Genomic DNA, 22,330 nt, shown 5'->3' with positions numbered 1-22,330 from the left:
TGGGAAAGCGGACGGATTCCCAACACCCCCTTGCGGGAAGGGGGGTGGGGTGCTGCATACTTTTTGAACTGACCGGTCAGTTCAGGGAGGGATCGTGGACAGCACCCCGCACGGGGCGGCGGTCACGGCCGCGGGATTCGGGGTCAAGGGCCCCCGCGGATGGGCGTTCCGAGACATCGACATCGTTGCGGGCCCCGGCTCGCTCATCGCCGTGCAGGGCCCTTCGGGGTCGGGCCGTACGTGCCTGCTGCTCGCACTCACCGGCCGGATGAAGACCGCCGCCGGAGCCGCGGAGATCGGCGGCCTGCCACTGCCCAAGAAGCGGGCAGCGGTCCGGTCCGTCACCGCGCTCGCCCATGTGCCGGGCGTCGCGGAACTCGACCCCGCACTGACCGTCGGCGAGCATCTGCGCGAACGCGCCCTCCTGCAGGGCCGGTTCGGCGGGTCGGTACGCGCACTGCTGCGGCCCCGTCAGGAGCGCCGGGCCGCGGCCCGTGCCCTGGTGGACACCGCGCTCGACGCGGCCGGTCTCGACCTGGAGTCGCTGCCCAAGGGGATCCGTACCTCGGTGCGCGACCTGGAGCGGCTGGAGGCGCTGCGGCTGTCCGTGGCGCTCGGACTGATCGGCGGCCCGCGACTGCTGGCCGTGGACGACACCGATCTCAAGCTGTCCGACGGGGAGCGCGCCGAGGCCTGGGCGATGCTGCGCGGCCTCGCGGCGGCCGGCACGACGGTCGTGGCGGTGTGCAGCGACCCGCCGAAGGACGCCGGGCGGGCGGATTCCGCGGACCTGGTGCTGGTGCGCACCGGCCCGGCGGAGCGGGACGCCCGCAGCGGCGCGGACGACGAAGCGGAGCCGGGCGGCAAGGACGACCCCGAGAACCCGGACGACCGGGACGGCCAGGACGACGGGAAGGGGGCCGCCGATGCGCTCGCCGAAGCTGGCCGCGCTTGAGCTGAAGCGCTTCGGGAGGGGCAAGCTGCCGCGCGCGGCGCTGGCCGCCCTGCTGTTGCTGCCGCTGCTGTACGGCGCCCTGTACCTGTGGTCGTTCTGGGACCCCTACGGGCGGCTGGACAAGATCCCGGTCGCGCTGGTCAACGAGGACGGCGGCGCCCGCGTCGACGGCAAGCGGATAGCGGCGGGCGACAGCATCGTCGAGGGCCTGCGGGACAGCCATACCTTCGACTGGCGCTCCGTGGACGCCGCCGACGCCGACAAGGGCGTCGAGGACGGCTCGTACTACCTCTCGCTGCGCATCCCGAAGGACTTCAGCAAGCGGATCGCCTCCAGTTCCGGGGACCACCCGGAGACCGGCGCCCTCAAGGTGCGCACCAACGACGCCAACAACTACATCGTCGGGCAGATCTCGCGGACGGTGTTCTCGGAGGTGCGCTCGGCGGCGTCCACGAAGTCCTCCCGCACCTTCCTCGACAAGATCTTCGTCTCCTTCTCGACGCTGCACGGCAAGACCGAGGAGGCCGCGGACGGCGCCGACAAGCTCAAGGACGGCATCGGGCAGGCCAAGGACGGCACCGGCAAACTGGCCGACGGCCTGGGCAGCGCGAAGGACGGCAGCGGCAAACTGGTCACGGGGCTGGGGGATCTCGACGCGGGTGCCGGGCGCCTCTCCAAGGGCAGCTCCGACCTCGCCAGTGGGGCGTCCACCGCGGCCGAAGGGGCGCACCGGGTGGCCGACGGTTCGGGGCAGGTCGCCCAGGGCACCCAGCAGCTGGCCGACACGGTCAACGGGGTCGTCGGCAAGGTGGGGCCGTTCATCCGGGCACACGGCAAGGAGATCGGCGAGGCGGCCCAGCTCGTCGCGGACGGTTCGCAGGCGGTCCGTGACCACCTGGACAAGCTCCCGGCCGCCGCCTCCACCGGGGCGAAGCTCTCCCGCGGCATCTCCGACCACCTGGACACGTACTACCGGCAGCGCTGCGGGAGCGGGGTGAGTCTGGAGGCCTCCTGCTCCGAGCTGAAGCAGATCAGGAACCAGGCGGCGACGGCGGCGGACAAGGCCGAAGAGGTCAGCGGGTACGTCCACGACCAGGAGAACCTCGACCGGTTGGGCCGGGATCTGGACACGCTGCACTCCCTGGCCGCCGAGCTGGCGCAGCACGGGCCCACGCTCGGCGCCGACATGGACGCCGCGGTCGCGAAGATCAACAAGCTCAACGACGGGGCGCACCAGGTCTCCGCGGGCGCCGGCAAACTGGCCGCCGGCAACGACCGGCTCGCCGGTGGCGCCGGTCAACTGGCCGACGGCGCACGGAAGCTGCACGACGGCACCGGACGCGCCGCGACCGGCATCGGCGACCTGGACTCCGGTGTGGGAAAGCTCAAGGACGGCGCGCAGACGCTGAACGGCGGCATGTTCAAGCTGTCGGACGGCAGCGGCAAACTGGCCGGCGGGCTGCACGACGGGGCGAAGCAGATCCCCGACTACGGCAAGAAGGACCGCGACGCGCGTACCCAGGTCATGTCCGATCCGGTGCAGCTCGCCTCGGACGCCGCCCACAAGGCGCCCAACTACGGCACCGGCTTCGCCCCGTACTTCATCCCGCTGTCCCTGTGGGTCGGCGCGATGGTGGCGTACATGCTGATCGCACCGCTCAACCGGCGGGCCCTCGCGATGGGGGCGCCCTCCTGGCGGGTCGCGGTGTCCGGGTGGCTTCCGGTGTTCGCCCTCGGGGTGCTGCAGAGCGCGGCACTGATGTCCGTACTGCACTTCGGGCTCGGCCTGGAGATGGTGCGGGCGGGCGGCACGGTGGGCTTCCTGGTCCTGGTGACGGCCTGTTTCTCGGCGATCGTGCAGTGGCTGAACGCCCAGTTCGGGCCGGCCGGGCGGATCCTGGTGCTGGCGCTGCTGATGCTCCAGCTGACCTCGGCGGGCGGCACCTATCCGGTGCAGACCAGCCCCGGCTTCTTCGGCGCCATCCACCCCTACCTGCCCATGAGTTACATCGTGGAGGGGCTGCGCCGGCTCATCACGGGCGGCGGCCTGGCTCCCGTCTGGCAGGGCGCCGCGGTACTCCTGGCGTTCACCGTGGGAGCGCTCGTGCTGACGTCCCTGACGGCGCGCGGCCGGCAGGTCGTACGGATGAAGGACCTCCATCCGGAGCTGAGCCTATGAGTGCGCACACCCCGGGGACCGGCACAATCGCCCCCATGGACAGCTCCAATACACGCCGCGACGCCACCCGGCGCAAACTCTTCGAGGCCGCGGTCACGCTCATCGCCGAACAGGGCTTCTCCTCCACCACGGTGGACGAGATCGCCGAGCGGGCGGGCGTCGCGAAGGGCACCGTCTACTACAACTTCGCGAGCAAGAACGTTCTCTTCGAGGAGCTGCTGCGGCACGGCATCGAGCTGCTGGCGAACTCCCTGCAGGCGGCCGCCGACGAGGTCGCCGACCGGGGCGGCAGCCGGATCGACGCGCTGGACGCGATGATCCGGGCCGGCCTGGACTTCATCTCCCGCTACCCGGCGCTCACCCAGCTCTACGTCGCCGAACTGTGGCGCACCAACCGCGCCTGGCAGTCCACCCTGATGGTGGTGCGAGAGCGGGCCATCACCGTGGTGGAGGGCGTCCTGCGGGAGGCCGTCGCGAGTGACGAGCTGAGCGAGGAGATCGACATCCCGCTCACCGCCTCGGCGCTGTTCGGGATGGTCCTGGTCGCCGCTCTGGACTGGCAGTCCTACCAGCCGCACCGGTCGATCGACGATGTGCACGCGGCGCTGTCGCGGCTCCTCCAGGGGCGGGTCAGCGGCCGGCCCGCCTAGCTTCCGCTCCGGGCCGGCCCCGGACATGCGTGCGCGCCGTACTGGTCAGGTACGGCGCGCACGGTACGGACGCCTGGTCGAACGGCGCCCGTTGAGGGCTCCGCACAAAAGAGTGCGCTGCCCTGGCGCAGATCGTTCCCCCACCGATCCGACCAGGGCAGCGATTCCCCCGTGCTCCCCGTGCTCCCCCGTGGAGCCCCCGTGTTTCCCCCGTCACGTCAGGGAGCGGGCCGTTCCGCCGCCCCGTGCCGGCGGTCCGGCACCGCTGCCCTTCCGTGGTCCCCACTCTTCCTTCCGAAGCGCTGCCGTCCCATCCGCGTACCTACTCATCTCGGGGCCTGAGTACCCGTACTCACGGCTGAGCACCCGTCCCCAGCCGGTCCCGGCCGGCCCGCGCCCTGGCCTACGATCTACGGCGTGTCCGTACTCCCGTTGGTTTTCACCAGTGGCTGGGCGAGCGGGATCAACGCCTATGCCGTCGTGCTGCTCTTCGGCCTGCTCGGCGCGACCGGCGTCACCGACGAGGTGCCCGCGTCGCTCCAGCGCCCCGACGTCCTGATCGTCGCCGCGGTGCTTTTCCTCTGCGAGGCCGTCGCCGACAAGGTGCCGTACGTCGACTCGGTGTGGGACACCGTCCACACCGTGATCCGGCCGGTCGCGGGCGCGGTCGTGGCGGCGCTGCTGGCCGGCCACAACGGCTCGCTGCCGGAGCTGGCCGCCGGCGCGGTGGGCGGTTCCACGGCGCTGCTGAGCCATTTGGTCAAGGCGGGCACCCGGATCGCGGTCAACACCTCACCGGAACCCGCGAGCAACATCGTGCTGAGCCTGGCCGAGGACCTCGGGGTCGCCGCGCTCATCGCGTTCGCGGTGTTCCATCCGGTGGCCGCGGCGGCCATCGCCGGCACGCTGCTGATCGGCGGCATCGCGCTGGTGATCTTTCTCTGGTCGCGGATCCGGAGATACCTGCGGCGCAGGCGGCAGCGGCGCGCGCAGAAGCGGCCGGCCACGACGAGCGGCGCGACCGGCGCGGTGCCACCGGGCTGAACCGCCCGCCGTGCGGGCGTTGTCAGTGGTCCCGGATAAAGTCGGCGGCATGGCACGGATTGTGGTGATCGGCGCCGGGACGGGCGCGATGGCGGCCGCGGCCCGGCTGGCCGTCGCGGGCCACCGGGTGGCGGTGTTCGAGCGCGGCGCGACGCACGGCGGCGCGATGCGGCGCTTCACCCGGGACGGCTTCGCCTTCGACAGCGGCCCCGGCCCCGCCCTGCTGCATCTGCCGGCCGTGCTCCGCGATCTGTTCGTCAAGACGGGCCGCGAGCCGCTGGAGAGCTGCGTCGAGCTGTCCCAGGTCGATCCGGCGAGCCGGCACCACTTCGCCGACGGCACCGCCGTCTCGCTGCCCAACGCCTCGCGGGCCGGCGTCATCGAGGCGCTGGACGGCGCGCTGGGCGACGGCTCGGGCGAGCGCTGGAGCGCCTTCGTCAACCGCGCCCGCGAGGCATGGGACGCCACCCGGCGCCCGCTCCTGGAGGAGCCGTTGTGGCCGGACTGGCGGGTGCTGGGGCGCGATCCGTATCCGGCGGTGCGCAGGCGTGGCCTGTTCGGCCGTGGCAAGAGCCCGACGACCGCGACCCTGGCCGAGGTTGCCCGCCGCGAGCTGGCCGACCCCCGTCTGGTCGCGCTGCTGGAGAGCCATGCACTGGCCTACGGCTTCGACCCCCGCGCCGTGCCCGTGGGCGCCGCCGTGCTGCCGTATATGGAGCAGACCTTCGGGAGTTGGTATCCGCGCGGCGGGATGCGGGCGCTGGCCGACGCACTGTTCGCGCGCTGCACCGCCCGCAAGGTGGAGTTCACCTTCGGCGCCGAGGTGACCCGCATCGTCGAGAAGGACGGCCGGGCGGCGGGCATCGAGCTGGCCGACGGCACCCTCACCGACGCGGACGTGGTCATCGCCGGTGTCTCCCCCGGCCGGCTGGCGCAGTTGCTGCGCGACGGGCTGCCGTGGGGTGCGGACGACGTCCGGCCCGACCCTGTCCGCGAAGCCCGTGCGCCGGGACGGCTGACGGTCGCGCTGGCGCTCGACGGCCCGCGCCCCCAGGGCACCGCCCATCGGACGGTGGTGCATGCGGCGGACCGCGCGGCCGAGCTGACGGCGGTGTTCGGCGACGGCAACAGCGCCGCACCCCAAGGACCGGGCCTGCGCCCGACGGTGACGGTGCTGCGCCCGGACGACCCGACGACCCGCCCCGACGATGCCCATGAGGCGGTGACCCTGACGGCGACGGTCCCCGCCCCGGGAGGGTCCCCGGAGGCCTCCCTCGCTTCCCCGGCCGCCGCTTTCGAGGCGCTGGCCGAGCGGATGACCGAGAGCGCGGAGGTGGCGGTTCCCGGGCTGCGGGAGCGGCTGCTGTGGCGGGAGGTGCTGCCGCCCGCCACCGATGAACCGGTGCCCGGCCCGGCGCTGGCCGGAGCGGGCGGGCGCTTTCTGCGGCCCGGCAACCGCACCCGGATACCGGGGCTGTACGCCGTCGGCGGCGGATCGCACCCCGGCGGCGGGCCTGCCCATGCGGGGATGTCCGGCGCGATCGTGGCGGGTCTGATCGTCAATGGCGACGACTGGCGCGGTTCGTCGTGACGGGCCGCCGCGCAGCGGCGGCCCGGCTGCGGCCGGCGCCTCAGTAGCGGTAGTGCTGCCCGTCGTACCCCTGCTCCTGGTAGGGCGGGTACGGCGGCTGTTCCGGCGGGAGTTCACCGTCGCGCTGCTGCGGGACCCAGACCCCGCCGGGCGGCGTCTCGCTGTAGCCCTGCCCGAGATTCTGCAGCGGCGGCTGTCCCGGCCCGTCGGACTGCTGCCCGCCGTAGGACGGCTGCCCGTAGGGGTCCGGCTGCGCGTACGGGTCGTAGGGGTCCTGCGGCGCGGAGTACTGCTGGGTGCCGATGTACGGGTCGGAGTAGGGCGACTGCTGTCCGAGGCCGTCGCCGTACGTCCCGTACTGGTCGGCGTAGGAATCCTGGCCGGCGGCGGGCCCGCCGTAGCCGCCGTATCCATAGCCGTTGCTGCCGCCGGCGCCGTCGGGGGCGGTGGGGTTGCCGTAGGCGTCGTAGCCGGACGGTTCGGGGTAGCCCGTCTGCGGGTTGCGGGCGTCGGGGCTGTAGATGCCGTATTGCCCGGTCTCGTCGGGCAGCGGCTGGGGGGCGTAGACGGCGGTGGCGTCCTCCTGCCCCGCGTAGCCCTGACCGCCGTAGCTGCCCTGGCCCGCGAAGGACTGCTGGGCGAAGACGCTCCGGTCCTGCTGGTCCTGATACGGGTCCTGGCCGGCATAGCCGTCATTGCCGTCGTAGGAGCCCTGCCCGGCGTACGTGGCCTGGCTCTGGAAGCCGTTGGCGCCCTGATAGCCGTTCGGGTCGGGGTAGCCGCTCTGCTCCTGGTAGGCGTCCTGGCCGGTGTACGTGTCCTGCCCCGCGTACGTGTCCTGCCCCGCGTAGGTGTCCTGGCCGGCGTAGGTGTCCTGGCCGTCGCCGTCGGCGGGTGCCGGGCCCGCCTCGAGGTCGGAGACCTGCAGGGTCGGCTCGGCGGCGGGCGCGCCGTTTGAGCGTGCCCGGCGCCGCCGGCTCTCCCCCGGCTTCCCGCCGAGCGCCCAGCCCGTCGAGAAGCCGCGGCGGAAGGAGAGCGTCACATTCGTCTGGCCGACGGCGAAGGCGATGGCGCCCACCGCGATCACGATCACCGAGGGGATGATGACGCCGACGACGACCCCGATGAAGCCGGTGAAGGCCAGCAGACGCCAGCGCAGCCGCGCCTTGTACTGGAGCAGGACCTCACCCAGCAGCCACAGCGCGACGGCGCCGAACGCGATGTAGAGGACCGTCCAGCCCATATACGCCCCTCTTCCGCCGCTCTTCGGCCACCGTCGTCAGGACTGCTGGTGCAGACCCAGATTCTCGTAGATTTCCAGCGTCGCCGTGGAGTGGTTCAGGGTAATGAAGTGCAACCCGGGAATGTCCTCGGCCATCAAGCGCGCACACAGTTCCGTGGCGTACTCGATGCCAATGGAGCGTACAGCGGCCGGGTCATCCTTGACCGCGAGGATCCGGTCGGCCAGCTCGGGCGGGAAGGCCGCGTTGGAGAGCTGGGCGAAGCGTTCGATCTGGCGGACGTTCGTGACCGGCATGATCTCAGGGATGATCGGCGTCGAACAGCCCGCGGCGGCGACCCGGTCGCGCAGCCGGAAGTAGTCCTCGGGGTAGAAGAACATCTGGGTGATCGCGAAGTCGGCACCCGCGCGGCACTTGTCGACGAAGTGCGCGACGTCGGAGTCCCAGTCGGCCGAGCGCGGGTGCATCTCGGGGAAGGCCGCGACGCCGACGCAGAAGTCGCCGGATTCCTTGATCAGCCGGACCAGGTCGGCGGCGTAATCGACACCGTCGGGGTGCCGCACCCAGTCGCCCAGGGGGTCGCCGGGCGGGTCGCCGCGCAGGGCCAGCATGTTGCGGATACCGGCGTCGGCGTACTGCCCGATGATGTTGCGCAGATCGGCCGTGGAGTGATTGACGGCGGTCAGATGCGCGACCGGGGTGAGGGTGGTGTCAGTGGCGATGCGTTCCGTGGCGCGCACCGTTCCCTCACGGGAGGTGCCGCCGGCTCCGTACGTCACGGAGACGAAGGTCGGCGAGACCGCCTCGATCCGGCGAATGGCGTTCCACAGGGTCCGCTCGCCCTTCTCGGTCTTCGGGGCGGCGAACTCGAACGAGTATGACTGCTTGCCGGAAGCCAGCAGCTCACGCACGGTCCGTGCGTGATCAGTCCTGGTGGAAGCTGTACCTAGGGCCATACGGGCAGGTTAACCACCGGTCGGGCACACACCAACCGGCACCGGCGTTATGCCTGGTTCGCCGGGTTGATGTCCACGCCTTGGACACCTTCCGGACAGCGCCCCGTCCGGAAATCGGCACCGGCCCGGGAGGCCCGAGCCGTCCGGTCCGGTCCGCGGGATCAGGCCTCCCGGGCCCGTACGCGCTTCGCCAGGTCTGCCGCCGCGGCCGCCGGATCGTCCGCCTCGGTGAGCGCGCGGACCACCACGACGCGGCGGGCACCGGCATCCAGCACCTCGTCGAGATTCCCGGCGTCGATGCCGCCGATGGCGAACCAGGGGCGCTCGGGTGCGCGCGAGGCGGTGTAGCGGACGAGGTCGAGTCCGGGGGCGTGCCGGCCCGGCTTGGTGGGGGTCGGCCAGCAGGGGCCGGTGCAGAAGTAGTCCACGCCCGGCTCGGCGAGGGCGGCGTCCACCTCGGCCTCGGCGTGGGTGGAGCGGCCGATGAGGACGTCGGCGCCGAGGAGCGCGCGGGCGGCGGGGACGGGCAGATCGCCCTGGCCCAGATGCAGCACATCGGCGCCGGCCGCGTGCGCGACGTCCGCGCGGTCGTTGACGGCCAGCAGCTTGCCGTGCCGGCGGCAGGCGTCCGCGAAGACCTCGAGATGCGTGAGCTCCTCGGCGGCCTCCATGCCCTTGTCGCGCAGCTGGACGATGTCCACGCCGGAGGAGAGCACCGCGTCCAGGAACTGCGGGAGGTCGCCCTGCCGCGTGCGGGCGTCCGTGCACAGGTAGAGCCGGGCGTCGGACAGGGCCTGTCGTGCGGTGGTCATCGGGCGGCTTCCCCCCAGGTCGGTGGTGTACGGGCCGGGCCTTCCGGCCCGTACACCCCTCAGATGCGAATGCGGTTACGGATGCTGCGGTTGCTGGTGCGGTTGCCGATCAGGAGGCGCACGCACCGGGCGCGTCAGACGGCGAGCGCCTGAGCCCGGCGCTTCACCTCCGTGCCGCGATTCTCGCGCAGCGCCTGCGCCGGCGTGCCGGGCAGGCTGTCATCCGCGGTGAAGAGCCACTCCAGCATCTCGTCGTCGGCGAAGCCGTCGTCGCGCAGGAGGTTCAGGGTCCCGGTGAGGCCCTTGACGATCTTGCCGTCCTGGATGAAGTCGGCAGGGACGTGCAGCGCCCTGTTCTCGCCACGGCGCACGGCGATCAGCTGGCCCTCCTTGACCAGCTGCCGGACTCGCGTCACCGCGATGCCGAACTCTTCGGCGATGTCGGGGAGGGTGAGCCAGGCGGGGACGAGTCCATCGATGTTTGCGTCAATCTCGGTCACAGGACAAGCCTGCCACCTCGCACTGACAGCCGGTAGCCGGGCATCGCCATCCGATGCCGCAGGCACACCGGCGGGTGACACCGGATGGCCGCCCGGTGACCCCGGCGGCACACGCCGGCACACGCCGGCACACGTCGGCACGGACAGTGCAGGGAGCGGACAAAGCAGGCAGGGCGGGCAGCGCGGCGCACCCGCCTACCGGACCGCCGACTTCAGCGGCACCGAAGCGTCCGCCGCCCGCTCGCGGTCGAGGGTCACGCCGCGCTCGATGAGCTTGCGCCCCTGCGCCAGATCCCGGGGCCGCCCGACGGCCAGCAGCGCCACCAGCCGGCCGTCCCGCAGCCAGATCACCGTCCAGGCGGCGCTCCCGGGGTCGCCGCGCCAGACGATCTCGTCGGCGCCCGAGTGGTGGCCCGCGTACTGCACGAACCGGCCGAACTGCTCGGACCAGAAGTACGGGACCGGGTCGTAGACCAGCCCTTCGGCCGGGTCGCGGGTGATGTTCTCGGCGACGATCCGGGGGCCCTGGAGCGCGTTGTCCCAGTGGTGGACCAGCAGTCGGCGGCCGTAGCGGGTGGACGGGAAGGAGGCGCAGTCGCCGACCGCGTAGACGTCGGGCACGGAGGTGCGCAGCTGCTCGTCGGCGAGTACGGAGCCGTCCTCGATCGACAGTGCGACGCCCGAGCCGACCAGCCAGCCGGTGGCCGGGCGGGCGCCGATCCCGACGACCACGGCGTCGGCGGGCAGCGTCACACCGTCCGCGAGGGTCACCGTGCCCTCAGCCAGGGACGCGACCCCCACGCCGGTGCGCAGATCGGCGCCGGAGTCGGCGTACCAGTCGGTCATGTAGGCGGAGACCTCGGCGGGCAGCGCGCCGGCCAGCGGGCGGTCCGCGGCCTCGACGACGGTGACCGAGCAGCCCGCCTCGCGCGCGGCGGTGGCGAACTCCGCGCCGATCCAGCCGGCGCCGACCACGACGATCTCGTGGCGGGCGGCGAGCACCGGGCGCAGCCGTTCCGCGTCGTCGAGGGTGCGCAGCAGGTGGACGCCGGGCAGCTCCTCGCTGCCGGGCAGCAGGACCGGGTCGGCGCCGGTCGCCAGCACGGCGTAGTCGTACGGGACGGGGCCCTCGGCCGTCTCGATGACGTGGTCGTCCGGCCGCAGGGCGGTGACCGGGCGGCTGAGGTGCAGTTCGATGCCGAGGGAGGCGAAGTCGACGTCGAAGGTGGAGCCGTCGGCCTTGCCGAGCAGCACGGCCTTGGACAGCGGCGGCCGGTCGTAGGGCTGGTGGGGCTCGTCGCCGAGCAGCGTGATCGCACCGCGCCAGCCTTGTTCGCGCAGCGCGACCGCGGTCTGCACCCCCGCGATTCCCGCGCCGGCGATCACGACGCGTGGCGTGTGGTCAGGGGCCTGGGGAGACTTGCTCTGCTCGCTCACACGATCACTGTAGGACGGTGTGTCTCGCCGCTCGCAGCAGCGCGCAAGGAGATCTCTGACACAGCGTCATGGTCGCTCACCCGCGAGCGGCGCCCCCGGGGCGGCTCCGGGCGGTCCCTTACGGCACGTCGCGGGCCCGTATTAGGGTGAGGGATACACGCACTCGCGGGAGCCCGGACGCACCGGGCTGAGAGGGAGGCTGGCCGGCCTCCGACCGTACGAACCTGATCCGGGTCATGCCGGCGAAGGGAGGAGCTGGACGCCCATGCCTCCACCTGCCTCATCATCATCGTCATCGACATCTGCCACCGGGCAGCCCGATGTCCTCGTCATCGGGGGCGGCATCATCGGCCTGGTCACGGCGTGGCGGGCGGCCGGCCGAGGGCTGCGGGTCGCTCTGGCCGACCCCGCGCCCGGTGGCGGTGCCGCGCAGGTCGCGGCCGGCATGCTGGCCGCCGTCACCGAGCTCCACTACGGCGAGCAGACCCTGCTGGGCCTCAACCTCGCCTCCGCACGGCGCTATCCGCAGTTCACGGCGGAGCTGGAGGAGGCGTCCGGGCAGCGGATCGGCTACCGGCGGTGCGGCACCCTCGCCGTGGCGCTGGACGCCGACGACCGCGCCCATCTGCGCGAGCTGCACGCGCTGCAGACCCGCTCGGGCCTGGACTCGCAGTGGCTGACGGGGCGCGAGTGCCGCCGCCTGGAGCCGATGCTGGCCCCCGGGGTCCGCGGCGGGCTGCGGGTGGACGGCGACCACCAGGTCGACCCGCGGCGGCTGGCGGGCGCCCTGCTGATCGCCTGCGAGCGTGCCGGGGTGCTCTTCCACCGGGTCCGGGCGGAACGGCTGACGGTCGCCGGCGGCCGCGCCACCGGCGCCGGACTCTCCGACGGCACGCTGCTGTCGGCCGGTCAGGTCGTGCTCGCCGCCGGCAGCCACAGCGGGCAGCTGGCCGGGGTGCCCGAGGAGGTGCTGCCACCGGTGCGGCCGGTCAAGGGGCAGGTGCTGCGGCTGCGGATCCCCGAACCGCCCGCGGGCGGCCCGCCGTTCCTGTCGCGCACCGTACGCGCCGTGGTCCGCGGCACGCCCCTCTACCTGGTGCCGAGGGAGACCGGCGAGCTGGTCGTCGGCGCCACCAGTGAGGAGCTGGGCTGGGACGTCACCGTCACCGCCGGCGGGGTCTACGAACTGCTGCGGGACGCCCATGAGCTGGTCCCCGGCATCACCGAGCTGCCGCTGGTGGAGACCTGCGCCGGGCTGCGTCCCACCTCGCCGGACAACGCGCCGCTGCTCGGCCCGACCGCGCTCGCCGGTTTCCAGCTGGCCACCGGCCACTTCCGCAACGGGGTGCTGCTGACCCCGGTCACCGGCGACGCGATGGCCGAGGCGCTGACCTCGGGCCGCCTCCCGGAAGAGGCCCGCCCCTTCTCCCCCGCACGTTTCTCCCCCGTGACGTCCCCGGGGGCCGAACCCGTCCGTGTCCCAGAGGAGCAGCCCGTATGAGCGTCACCGGCGCCCCCGCCCTGTCCGTCTCCGTCAACGGCGAGAGCCGTGAGATCCCCGGCGGAATGACTCTCGACCGCCTCGTCGCGACGCTCTCCAAGGCGCCGGGCGGGGTGGCCGCGGCGGTCAACGAGACCGTCGTGCCACGCGCCCAGTGGCCCACCACCGCGCTCGGCGACGGCGACCGCGTCGAGGTGCTCACCGCTGTCCAGGGAGGCTGATCCCCCATGACCCTCCACTCGATGACGGATACGGCGACCGCCGGGGGCGCGGCCCCCGAGGCCCGCGACGCCCTCACCATCGCGGGCACCGCCTTCCGGTCCCGGCTGATCATGGGGACGGGCGGTGCGCCCAGCCTCGACGTCCTGGAGCGGGCGCTGCTCGCCTCCGGTACGGAGCTGACGACGGTCGCCATGCGGCGGCTGGACCCGACCGTGCAGGGGTCGGTGCTGTCCGTCCTGAAGCGGCACGGGATCCGGGTGCTGCCCAATACGGCGGGCTGCTTCACGGCCGGCGAGGCGGTGCTCACCGCCCGGCTCGCCCGGGAGGCGCTCGGCACGGACTGGGTGAAGCTGGAGGTCGTCGCCGACGAGCGGACCCTGCTGCCCGACCCGATCGAGCTGCTGGACGCCGCCGAGACCCTGGTGGACGACGGTTTCACGGTGCTGCCGTACACGAATGACGATCCGGTGCTGGCCCGCAAGCTGGAGGACGTGGGCTGTGCCGCGATCATGCCGCTGGGCTCGCCGATCGGCTCCGGACTCGGCATCCGCAATCCGCACAACTTCCAGCTGATCACCGAGCGGGCGCAGGTCCCGGTCGTGCTCGACGCGGGCGCCGGCACCGCTTCGGACGCCGCGTTCGCCATGGAGCTGGGCTGCGCGGCGGTGATGCTGGCCTCGGCGGTGACCCGCGCGCAGGAGCCGGAGCTGATGGCCGAGGCCATGCGGTACGCCGTCGACGGCGGCCGGCTCGCGTTCCGGGCCGGCCGGATCCCGCGCCGCCACTTCGCGCAGGCGTCGTCGCCCACCGAAGGGGTCGCGGACCTGGATCCGGAGCGGCCGGCGTTCTGAGCACCCACCGCCCCCGGGCGCCCCTGGCGGGCGTTCCTGTCACCGTTCGGCTTCAGTACCGGCCCGGTGGCGCCCGGGGCGTTCGACCTGTCGGTGGTTGCTCGTAGACTCGTCTGCCGTGGATACGACCCTTCAGGACCCGCTCGTGGGCCAGCTGCTCGACGGCCGTTACCGCGTCCAGGCGCGCATCGCCGCCGGCGGCATGGCCACGGTCTACCGGGCCATGGACACCCGGCTCGACAGAGAGCTCGCGCTGAAGGTGATGCACCCCGCCCTCGCCACGGACGCGGCGTTCGTCGACCGCTTCATCCGCGAGGCCAAGTCGGTCGCCCGCCTCTCGCACCCGAACGTCGTGGGCGTCTTCGACCAGGGCACCGACGGCACGTACGTCTATCTGGCGATGGAGTACGTCGCGGGCTGCACCCTGCGCGATGTGCTGCGTGAGCGGGGCGCCCTGCAGCCGCGCGCCGCGCTGGACATCCTCGAACCGATCCTGGCGGCGCTGGGCGCCGCGCACCGCGCCGGCCTCGTGCACCGCGACATGAAGCCGGAGAACGTCCTGATCGGCGACGACGGCCGGGTCAAGGTCGCCGACTTCGGTCTGGTGCGCGCCGTGGGCAACAACACCACCGCCTCCACCGGCTCCCTCCTGGGCACCGTCTCCTACCTCGCCCCCGAGCAGATCGAGAACGGCGTCACGGACGCCCGGGTGGACGTCTACGCCTGCGGTGTCGTGCTCTACGAAATGCTGACCGGCGGCAAGCCGCACACCGGCGGCTCCGCCGCCCAGATCCTCTACCAGCACCTGCACGAGGACGTCGCCCCGCCGTCCGCGCATGTGCCCGGTCTGGCGCCGCAGCTGGACGCGCTGGTCGCGCTGGCCACCTCCCGTGATCCGCTGCAGCGGCCGCAGGACGCGGTGGCGATGCTGTCCGGGGCGCGTGCGGCCCGCGCGGAGCTGACCGATGTCCAGCTGGACGTCGTCCCCCCGCAGGCCAAGGAGGTCCCGGCCGAGGATGGCGACGGCTCCGAGCGTACGGACGTGCTGCCGCGGACCGGCGGGGTGCAGCTGCCGCTGCCCGGGGCCGCCGAGGGCGAGCTCAACCGCACCAGCCGCTTCGAGGTGCCGCCGGGCGATGCCCCGCCGCCCTCGGAGCGGACCACCCGGCTGCGCCCGGTGCCCGCGGCGCCGGTGCGGACGGGCCTGATCCAGCGCCACCGCATCGCCACGATCGTGGCGGCCGTGCTGCTGGTTCTCGGTGTCGGCGCCGGGGTCTGGTACATCAACTACGGCCAGTTCACGACCGTCCCCGCCGTCTTGGACATGTCGCAGGCGAAGGCCGAGAAGACGCTGCACGACGAGGGGCTGGGCGTGAAGGTGGCGCGCGGCTTCAGCTCCAATGTGGAGCGCGGCCATGTGATGGCCACGGACCCGGCGACCGGCGGGCAGATCCGCGGCACGGGCACGGTCACCCTCACGGTCTCCCGCGGCCCCGACATCGTCACGGTCCCGGACCTGTCCGGCACCCCGCTCGCGAACGCCAAGCGCAAGCTGACGGACCTGGGCCTGACGCCCGGCACCGTGCACCGCGCGTTCAACGAAGAGGTCGCCAGGGGCACGGTGATCCGCACCGACCCGGCCGCGGGCAGCAAGCGCCGGCCGGACACCGCGGTGGGGCTGACCGTCAGCCGCGGCGCCGAGCTGGATGTCCCCGGAGTGGTCGGCGACGAGCGGGCCGATGCCGCCGCCGAGCTGCGCGAGGCCGGGTTCAAGGTGAAGTTCGCGAGCGCGCCGGTGTTCTCCCCCGAGGACAAGGGGACCGTCGCCCGGCAGTCGCCCGGCGAGGACGCGACCAGGGGGGAGGGCGACACCATCACCCTCACCCTCTCCAAGGGGCCGGAGATGATCACGGTCCCGGACGTCACCGGTGACAACGTCGAGGACGCCAAGAAGAAGCTGGCCGGCCTCGGCTTCCAGGTCGAGGTGAAGAAGCCCTTCCTGTTCCCGCAGGACGAGGTCGACAGCCAGTCCGTCGAGGGCGGCGAGCAGGCGCCCAAGGGCGACACGATCACCATCAGGCTCAAGGGCGCGCTGTAGCGGGCGAGGGCCGTCCGGCCGGTGCCGGACGGCCCTCGCGCACCTGGCACCCTGGGTGGGTGAGCAGCTCCCCCTCCCCGCAGCGCGCCGAGCAGCGCGCCCGTGCCCGTAATCCGGTCGGCGGCCATGTGCCGGTGGCCGGCGGCCTGGCCAGGACCGGCCTTCCGTACGCCCGCGAGATGGGCGGCGAGACCGTGCAGGTCTTCGTGGCCAATCCGCGCGGCTGGGCGACGCCGCCCGGCAACCCCGAGCAGGACGAGGCCTTCCGGGCGGGCTGTGCGGAGGACGGCATCCCGGCGTATGTGCATGCGCCGTATCTGATCAACTTCGGCTCGCACACCGAGGCGACCGTCGACAGGTCCGTGGAGTCGCTGCGGCACTCCTTGCGGCGCGGCCGGGAGATCGGGGCGCTCGGGGTCGTCGTGCACACCGGCTCGGCGACCGGCGGGCGCCCGCGCGAGGTGGCGCTGGCACAGGTCAGGGAACGGATGCGCCCGCTGCTCGACGAGCTGACGCGGGACGACGACCCGTGGCTGCTGCTGGAGCCGACGGCCGGGCAGGGGGCGTCGCTGTGCGCCCTGGCGGAGGATCTCGGGCCGTATTTCGAGGCTCTGGACCGGCATCCGAAGCTGGGGGTCTGCCTCGACACCTGCCATGCCTTCGCGGCGGGCCACGACATGGCGGCGCCGGGCGGGATGAAGGCGCTGCTGGACGAGCTGGTGGAGGTCACGGGCGAGGGCCGGCTGAGGCTGATCCACGCCAATGACTCGAAGGACGTGGTCGGCGCACACAAGGACCGGCACGCGAACATCGGCGCCGGGCACATCGGCGCGGACCCGTTCGGCGAGCTGTTCGGCCATCCGGCGACCGACGGTGTGCCGCTGGTGATCGAGACGCCGGGCGGCAAGGAAGGGCACGCGGCCGATGTGGCCCGCCTCAAGGAGCTGCGCGCGGGCGCTTCCCTCACTCCTTGATTGGTACCCCATGGGGGTATACGGTTCCTGCGGTCGGGCAGGAACCGATACCTCTCGCTGGGGGCACCTCATGAAGCAGCCGCATCACGGGCACGACGAGCACGAGCACCCACGCGCGCAGCGTTCCGGCAGCCGCCCGGTCAGCTGGGCGACGGCAGCCAGGGCCACCCTGCACTGCCTCACCGGCTGCGCCATCGGCGAGGTCCTCGGCATGGTCATCGGTACCGCCCTGGGCTGGCACAACATCCCGACGACGATCCTCGCGATCGCGCTGGCCTTCGTCTTCGGCTACTCCCTCACGCTGCGCGGAGTGCTCGTGGCCGGCGTGGACCTGCGCACCGCGATCCGGGTCGCGCTGGCCGCCGACACCCTCTCGATCGCCGTCATGGAACTGGTTGACAACGGCGTGATCGCCCTGGTCCCCGGCGCGATGGACGCGCAGTTGTCACAGTGGCTGTTCTGGGCGGCGCTGGCGTTCTCGCTCGTCCTGGCGTTCCTCGTGACCACGCCCGTGAACCGCTGGATGATCGGCCGCGGCAAGGGCCACGCCGTGGTGCATCAGTACCACCACTGACCCGGGGCGGCGGCCCGCCTCAGAGCTCCGGGCCGTCGCCGGGCCCCTCCTGGTAGGAGTAGCGCTGTTCCTGCCAGGGGTCGCCGAGGTTGTGGTAGCCGCGCTCCTCCCAGAAGCCACGGCGGTCCGCCGTCATGTATTCGATGCCGCGGACCCACTTGGGGCCTTTCCAGGCGTACAGATGCGGAATGATCAGCCGGACCGGGAAGCCGTGTTCGGCGGTGAGGAGTTCACCGGAGCGGTGGGTGGCGAAGAGGCACTTCTCCGCGGCGAAATCTTCCAACCGCACATTCGAACTGAATCCGTACTCGGCCCACACCATCACATGGGTGACATCCGGCGCGGGCGGCGCGAGGTCCAGGATCGTCTGTGTGCGCACTCCGCCCCATTCGGCGCCGAGCATGCTGAATTTCGTCACGCAGTGCATATCGGAGACGACCGTGGTGTACGGCAGCGCGGCGAATTCCTCATGCGTCCAGCAGTGCTTGCCGCCGTCCGCGGTGGCACCGAAGGCCCGGAATTCCCAGCGCTCGGGGCGAAACTTCGGGACCGGTCCGTAATGCGTCACCGGCCAGCCCCGCTGCAGCCGCTGCCCCGGAGGCAGCTGGGATTGCTCCTCTTCGCGGCTTTCCGGCTGACCCATGCCCTCCATGTTGTCAGACCGGAAGGGGTGCCGATGACCAGGGAGCCAGCGATTAGGGCAACTCATACTAAGCGTGCACTTACTGGACGGCCCGCTCCGCGCGGTGCAAGGATGCGCCGCACCTGCCCAGTTCTCGCGCGGAAGGAGCCCGCTGCCATGCAGGGCGACCCCGAGGTCATTGAATTCCTCAACGAGCAGCTGACTGCCGAGCTGACCGCGATCAACCAGTACTTCCTGCACGCGAAGATGCAGGAGAACTTCGGCTGGACGAAGCTCGCGAAGTACACCCGCAGCGAGTCGTTCGACGAGATGAAGCATGCCGAGATCCTTACGGACCGCATTCTCTTCCTCGAAGCGCTGCCGAACTATCAGCGGCTGTTCCATGTGCGCGTGGGCCAGACCGTCACCGAGATGTTCCAGGCGGACCGCCAGGTCGAGGTCGAGGCCATCGACCGGCTCAAGCGCGGTATCGAGATCATGCGCACCAAGGGCGACATCACCTCGGCGAATATTTTCGAGGACATCCTCGCGGACGAGGAGCACCACATCGACTATCTCGACACCCAGCTGGAACTGGTCGAGAAGCTCGGAGAGGCGCTCTACATCGCCCAGCTGATCGAGCAGCCGAGCTGACCCCGGGGAACCCCCACCGGCCTGGCGCGCGACAGACCCTAGGCGGCTTCCGGGAGGGCCACCGGCAGCACCGGTGCTTCTTCGGCAATGTCTGCGATCAGCGGTTCGGGCGCGCCGCTGTCGATGAGTTCGCGCCGGGGGCACTCACCCCGGCCGAGCAGCGCCTGGATGCGGCGCACACAGCCGCCGCAGTCGGTGCCGGCCTTGCAGGCGGAGGCGATCTGGCGGGGCGTACAGGCGCCCGTGTCCGCGTGGTCGCGGACCTGCTGCTCGGTGATACCGAAGCATGAGCAGATGTACACGCGGTTCACCCCCGAGGAGGACGGATCGTCGACTTGGCTGATCTTGAGTGAGGTTACCCTTACCTTACCTGGATCGGCGGCTGTCGCACAACGCAGTGGGGCGCGGATCACAGGATCCGCGCCCCCTCTGTGTCTTACCGGCTCACTGGTCGCGGTACATCTCCGCCACCAGGAAGGCCAGGTCCAGCGACTGGCTGCGGTTGAGCCGCGGGTCGCAGGCGGTCTCGTAGCGCTGGTGCAGATCGTCGACGAAAATCTCGTCGCCGCCGCCCACGCACTCCGTGACGTCGTCGCCGGTGAGCTCGACGTGGATGCCGCCCGGGTGCGTGCCGAGGGACTTGTGGACCTCGAAGAAGCCCTTGACCTCGTCCAGCACATCGTCGAAGCGACGGGTCTTGTGACCCGAGGCCGCCTCGTAGGTGTTGCCGTGCATCGGGTCGCAGATCCACGCGACCTGGGCACCGGAGGCGGTGACCTTCTCGACCAGCTCGGGGAGCTTGTCGCGGACCTTGTCCGCACCCATGCGGGTGATGAAGGTCAGCCGGCCCGGCTCACGGTCCGGGTCGAGGCGCTCGATGAGCGTGAGCGCGTCCTCGGGCGTGGTGGTCGGGCCGAGCTTGACGCCGATCGGGTTGCGGATGCGCGAGGCGAACTCCAGATGCGCACCGTCGAGCTGACGGGTGCGCTCGCCGATCCAGACCATGTGGCCGGAGACGTCGTAGAGGTTGCCGGTGCGCGAGTCGACGCGGGTCAGCGCCGACTCGTAGTCGAGGACCAGCGCCTCGTGGGAGGAGAAGAACTCGACGGTCCGGAACTCTTCCGGGTCCACGCCGCAGGCGTTCATGAAGTTCATCGCGCGGTCGATCTCGCGGGCCAGTGCCTCGTAGCGCTGCCCGGAGGGCGAGGACTTCACGAAGTCCTGGTTCCAGGCGTGCACCTGGCGCAGGTCGGCGTAGCCGCCGGTGGTGAAGGCGCGTACGAGGTTGAGCGTCGCCGCGGAGGCGTGGTACATCCGCTTCAGCCGCTCGGGGTCCGGGATGCGGGCCGCCTCGGTGAACTCGAAGCCGTTGACGGAGTCGCCGCGGTAGGTCGGCAGCGTCACGCCGTCGCGGGTCTCGGTCGGCTTGGAGCGCGGCTTGCTGTACTGGCCGGCGATCCGGCCGACCTTGACCACCGGGACGGACCCGGCGTAGGTCAGCACGGCGCCCATCTGGAGGAGCGTCTTGAGTTTGTTCCGGATGTGCTCGGCGGATACGGCGTCGAAGGCCTCCGCGCAGTCGCCGCCCTGAAGCAGGAACGCCTCACCACGGGCGACTGCCCCCAGGCGCTCGCGCAGCTGGTCGCACTCGCCCGCGAAGACGAGCGGCGGATAGGACTCGAGCTCCGCGATCACATCGCGCAGAGCCTCTTGGTCCGGCCAGTCAGGCTGCTGCGCCGCGGGCAGGTCTCGCCAGGTGTGTCCACCGGCGTGGGTTTCAGCGTTCACGGTCACAGGCCCAACATTACGGGGTACCCCAGGGGCGTCCTCGCGCCGCCCGGACTGTGAGACGGACTCCCCCCGAAAACGAGACCCGCGCCGGGCGGCGGCGGGCCGCCCGCTCACTCCGGGAGCGAGTCGTCGGGGGCGCCGTGGGCCAGCGCCGCCAGGGTGGCCAGCGCCTCGGAGAGCAGTTCCCGCGGCGGTCCGGCGAGCGCGATCCGGACGGCGTTCGGGGCGGGGCCGGCGCCCTGGGTGCCCTCGGCGGCGACCGCGAAGGCGGCGGCCGGGGTGACGGCGATGCCGCGGCGGGCGGCCGCGGCGAGGAAGGTCTCGGCGCGCCAGCGGCCGGGCAGCTCCCACCAGGCGAAGTAGGCGCGCGGATCGGCGCGTACCGAGAAGCCGGCCAGCCGTTCGGTGACCAGCGCCTGGCGGGCGGCGGCGTCCGTGCGCTTGGCGGCGACGATCCGCTCCAGGCTGCCGTCGGTCATCCAGCGGGTGCAGGCCTCCAGCGCGAAGCCCGTGGCGGTCCAGCCGCCGGAGCGGAGCGCCGCGTCGAGCCGGTCCGTGTGCGACCCGGGTGCCAGGACGAGGCCGACGGTCAGGCCCGGGGCCAGGCGTTTGGAGAGGCTGTCGACGAGGATCACGCGGTCGGGGGCGAGGGCGGCGAGCGGGGGGCGGGCGGCGGCCGCCGGATCGTCCGCCGGGCCGTCCGGCGTGTGCAGGAAGGCCCAGATGGCGTCCTCGACGGCCCACAGGTCCAGCTCGGCGAGGGTGGCGGCGAGCGCATGGCGGCGGTCGGCGGACATCGTGGTGCCGAGCGGGTTGTGGAGGGTGGGCTGGACATAGAGGGCACGCAGCGGGGCTGCCCGGTGGGCGGCGCGTACGGCGTCCGGGCGCAGCCCCTCCTCGTCGGTGGCGAGCGGCACGAGGGTGATGCCGAGCCGGGCGGCGATGCCCTTGGCCATCGGGTAGGTGAAGGCCTCGACGCCGAGGCGTTCGCCGGGCGGAACGAGGGAGGCGAGCGCGCCGGCCATCGCCTGCCGGCCGTTCCCGGCGAAGCGGAGGTGGCGGGGGTCGGGGCGCAGGCCGGCGCCGGTGAGCAGGGCGGCGGCGGCACGGCGGGCGGCGGGGGTGCCGGCGGGGGCGACGGGTCGCAGCGCGGCTTCGAGGGCGTCGGGCCGCAGCAGGGGGGCGAGGCCGGCGGCGAGCAGCGCGGACTGCTCGGGGACGACGGGGTAGTTGAGTTCGAGGTTGACGCGGGCGGCGCCGTCGCCGGGGGCGGACGGTTCGGCCAGGGCGGGGCCGGGTGCATGCTGGGCGGCGCGTACGTAGGTGCCGCGGCCGACCTCGCCGACGGTCAGGCCGCGGCGGGCGAGTTCGCGGTAGACGCGGGTCGCGGTGGAGTTGGCGATGAGGTGGGCGCGGGCGAAGGCGCGCTGGGTGGGGAGGCGGTCGCCGGGGCGCAGCCGGCCGGCGGCGATGTCCGCGGCGACGGTGTCGGCGATGCGCTGGTATTCCTCGGCGCTCACGGTCGGGTCCTCTCGTCGGCTGCCGCCTCGCTCGGTGCCCGGGGGCGCGGCACTGCGTACGGCGCGGCCGGCCGCGCGGCATTGCCTCACATTACACCGAGTGCAATTTTGCTATTGCACCGAGAGAATGCCTCTCATAGGGTCGGGACGTCAACATC

At 72.4% G+C, this 22,330-nt stretch carries 21 protein-coding genes and 1 riboswitch; of the genes, 12 read left to right on the top strand and 9 right to left on the bottom strand.

What is annotated here, in order from left to right; all coding sequences use genetic code 11:
* Positions 1 to 94 precede the first annotated feature (94 nt).
* The 5 genes from ACIRQ7_RS15795 to ACIRQ7_RS15775 all read left to right on the top strand — a co-directional run bounded on the left by ACIRQ7_RS15795 (position 95) and on the right by ACIRQ7_RS15775 (position 6,419).
* Positions 95 to 955, top strand: a complete 861-nt coding sequence (locus ACIRQ7_RS15795) for an ATP-binding cassette domain-containing protein (RefSeq protein WP_404262855.1) — start codon at positions 95 to 97, stop codon at positions 953 to 955.
* The gene (locus tag ACIRQ7_RS15790) at positions 927 to 3,134 is read left to right on the top strand and encodes a YhgE/Pip family protein (RefSeq protein ID WP_404262854.1); all 2,208 of its coding nucleotides are present in this window, start codon (positions 927 to 929) and stop codon (positions 3,132 to 3,134) included. Before ACIRQ7_RS15795 ends, ACIRQ7_RS15790 begins: the two co-directional genes overlap by 29 nt.
* 35 nt (positions 3,135 to 3,169) lie before the next feature.
* Positions 3,170 to 3,784, top strand: a complete 615-nt coding sequence (locus tag ACIRQ7_RS15785; protein ID WP_403670891.1) for a TetR/AcrR family transcriptional regulator — start codon at positions 3,170 to 3,172, stop codon at positions 3,782 to 3,784.
* A 417-nt stretch (positions 3,785 to 4,201) separates the two neighbouring features.
* Positions 4,202 to 4,828, top strand: coding sequence for a DUF4126 domain-containing protein (locus tag ACIRQ7_RS15780; RefSeq protein ID WP_404262851.1), 627 nt, complete (start codon positions 4,202 to 4,204; stop codon positions 4,826 to 4,828).
* Between the two features lie 49 nt (positions 4,829 to 4,877).
* Positions 4,878 to 6,419: a phytoene desaturase family protein gene (locus ACIRQ7_RS15775; RefSeq protein WP_404262849.1), complete on the top strand. Its 1,542-nt coding sequence runs from the start codon at positions 4,878 to 4,880 to the stop codon at positions 6,417 to 6,419.
* A 40-nt stretch (positions 6,420 to 6,459) separates the two neighbouring features.
* On the opposite strand, the gene ACIRQ7_RS15770 is transcribed toward ACIRQ7_RS15775, so the two are convergent.
* The 5 genes from ACIRQ7_RS15770 to ACIRQ7_RS15750 all read right to left on the bottom strand — a co-directional run bounded on the left by ACIRQ7_RS15770 (position 6,460) and on the right by ACIRQ7_RS15750 (position 11,365).
* Positions 6,460 to 7,662 (bottom strand): hypothetical protein, encoded by a 1,203-nt coding sequence (locus ACIRQ7_RS15770; protein WP_404262848.1) that lies wholly within the window; start codon positions 7,660 to 7,662, stop codon positions 6,460 to 6,462.
* Between the two features lie 36 nt (positions 7,663 to 7,698).
* Positions 7,699 to 8,616 carry a methylenetetrahydrofolate reductase [NAD(P)H] gene (metF, locus tag ACIRQ7_RS15765; protein WP_401475940.1) on the bottom strand — a complete coding sequence of 306 codons (918 nt, stop codon included), beginning with the start codon at positions 8,614 to 8,616 and terminating at the stop codon, positions 7,699 to 7,701.
* Between the two features lie 161 nt (positions 8,617 to 8,777).
* Positions 8,778 to 9,428, bottom strand: a complete 651-nt coding sequence (gene thiE, locus ACIRQ7_RS15760; RefSeq protein ID WP_404262845.1) for a thiamine phosphate synthase — start codon at positions 9,426 to 9,428, stop codon at positions 8,778 to 8,780.
* Between the two features lie 134 nt (positions 9,429 to 9,562).
* Positions 9,563 to 9,928, bottom strand: a complete 366-nt coding sequence (locus ACIRQ7_RS15755; RefSeq protein ID WP_401475946.1) for an Rv2175c family DNA-binding protein — start codon at positions 9,926 to 9,928, stop codon at positions 9,563 to 9,565.
* A gap of 195 nt (positions 9,929 to 10,123) precedes the next feature.
* The gene (locus ACIRQ7_RS15750) at positions 10,124 to 11,365 is read right to left on the bottom strand and encodes an NAD(P)/FAD-dependent oxidoreductase (protein WP_404262843.1); all 1,242 of its coding nucleotides are present in this window, start codon (positions 11,363 to 11,365) and stop codon (positions 10,124 to 10,126) included.
* 155 nt (positions 11,366 to 11,520) lie between these two features.
* A riboswitch (TPP riboswitch) is annotated at positions 11,521 to 11,634 on the top strand.
* Here ACIRQ7_RS15750 and thiO point away from each other — a divergent pair.
* From thiO to ACIRQ7_RS15720, 6 genes are all read left to right on the top strand, one after another.
* Positions 11,631 to 12,866 (top strand): glycine oxidase ThiO, encoded by a 1,236-nt coding sequence (gene thiO, locus ACIRQ7_RS15745; protein ID WP_404262842.1) that lies wholly within the window; start codon positions 11,631 to 11,633, stop codon positions 12,864 to 12,866. (Overlaps the previous riboswitch by 4 nt.)
* Complete coding sequence (thiS, locus tag ACIRQ7_RS15740; RefSeq protein ID WP_401475954.1) at positions 12,863 to 13,087, top strand: sulfur carrier protein ThiS; 225 nt, start codon at positions 12,863 to 12,865, stop codon at positions 13,085 to 13,087. Before thiO ends, thiS begins: the two co-directional genes overlap by 4 nt.
* A 6-nt stretch (positions 13,088 to 13,093) precedes the next feature.
* Positions 13,094 to 13,939 (top strand): thiazole synthase, encoded by an 846-nt coding sequence (locus tag ACIRQ7_RS15735; protein ID WP_401475957.1) that lies wholly within the window; start codon positions 13,094 to 13,096, stop codon positions 13,937 to 13,939.
* 118 nt (positions 13,940 to 14,057) lie between these two features.
* A complete protein-coding gene (gene pknB, locus ACIRQ7_RS15730; RefSeq protein WP_404262840.1) occupies positions 14,058 to 16,037 on the top strand; it encodes a Stk1 family PASTA domain-containing Ser/Thr kinase in 1,980 nt (659 codons plus the stop codon).
* Between the two features lie 59 nt (positions 16,038 to 16,096).
* A complete protein-coding gene (locus ACIRQ7_RS15725) occupies positions 16,097 to 17,011 on the top strand; it encodes a deoxyribonuclease IV (RefSeq protein WP_404262839.1) in 915 nt (304 codons plus the stop codon).
* Positions 17,012 to 17,081: 70 nt separating this feature from the next.
* The gene (locus tag ACIRQ7_RS15720; protein ID WP_404262838.1) at positions 17,082 to 17,585 is read left to right on the top strand and encodes a DUF4396 domain-containing protein; all 504 of its coding nucleotides are present in this window, start codon (positions 17,082 to 17,084) and stop codon (positions 17,583 to 17,585) included.
* Between the two features lie 19 nt (positions 17,586 to 17,604).
* Here ACIRQ7_RS15720 and ACIRQ7_RS15715 read toward each other — a convergent pair whose 3' ends face one another.
* Positions 17,605 to 18,228, bottom strand: coding sequence for a sulfite oxidase-like oxidoreductase (locus ACIRQ7_RS15715; protein ID WP_404262836.1), 624 nt, complete (start codon positions 18,226 to 18,228; stop codon positions 17,605 to 17,607).
* Positions 18,229 to 18,384: 156 nt separating this feature from the next.
* Here ACIRQ7_RS15715 and bfr point away from each other — a divergent pair, with 156 nt between their 5' ends.
* Positions 18,385 to 18,861, top strand: coding sequence for a bacterioferritin (gene bfr, locus ACIRQ7_RS15710; RefSeq protein ID WP_401475971.1), 477 nt, complete (start codon positions 18,385 to 18,387; stop codon positions 18,859 to 18,861).
* 38 nt (positions 18,862 to 18,899) lie between these two features.
* Here bfr and ACIRQ7_RS15705 read toward each other — a convergent pair whose 3' ends face one another.
* The 3 genes from ACIRQ7_RS15705 to ACIRQ7_RS15695 form a co-directional block, all read right to left on the bottom strand.
* Entirely contained in the window at positions 18,900 to 19,172 is a 273-nt protein-coding gene (locus tag ACIRQ7_RS15705) for a bacterioferritin-associated ferredoxin (RefSeq protein WP_401475974.1), read from the bottom strand.
* A gap of 133 nt (positions 19,173 to 19,305) precedes the next feature.
* Positions 19,306 to 20,655, bottom strand: a complete 1,350-nt coding sequence (locus tag ACIRQ7_RS15700; protein ID WP_404262834.1) for a class II 3-deoxy-7-phosphoheptulonate synthase — start codon at positions 20,653 to 20,655, stop codon at positions 19,306 to 19,308.
* A 107-nt stretch (positions 20,656 to 20,762) separates the two neighbouring features.
* Positions 20,763 to 22,172, bottom strand: a complete 1,410-nt coding sequence (locus tag ACIRQ7_RS15695) for a PLP-dependent aminotransferase family protein (RefSeq protein WP_404262832.1) — start codon at positions 22,170 to 22,172, stop codon at positions 20,763 to 20,765.
* Positions 22,173 to 22,330: the final 158 nt, after the last annotated feature.

Origin of the sequence: Streptomyces sp. NPDC101393 (assembly GCF_044767385.1) — a bacterium.
GTDB lineage: Bacteria > Actinomycetota > Actinomycetes > Streptomycetales > Streptomycetaceae > Streptomyces.
Note: the sequence above shows the minus strand (reverse complement) of the source record. Positions and strands in the feature narration are given on the sequence as shown.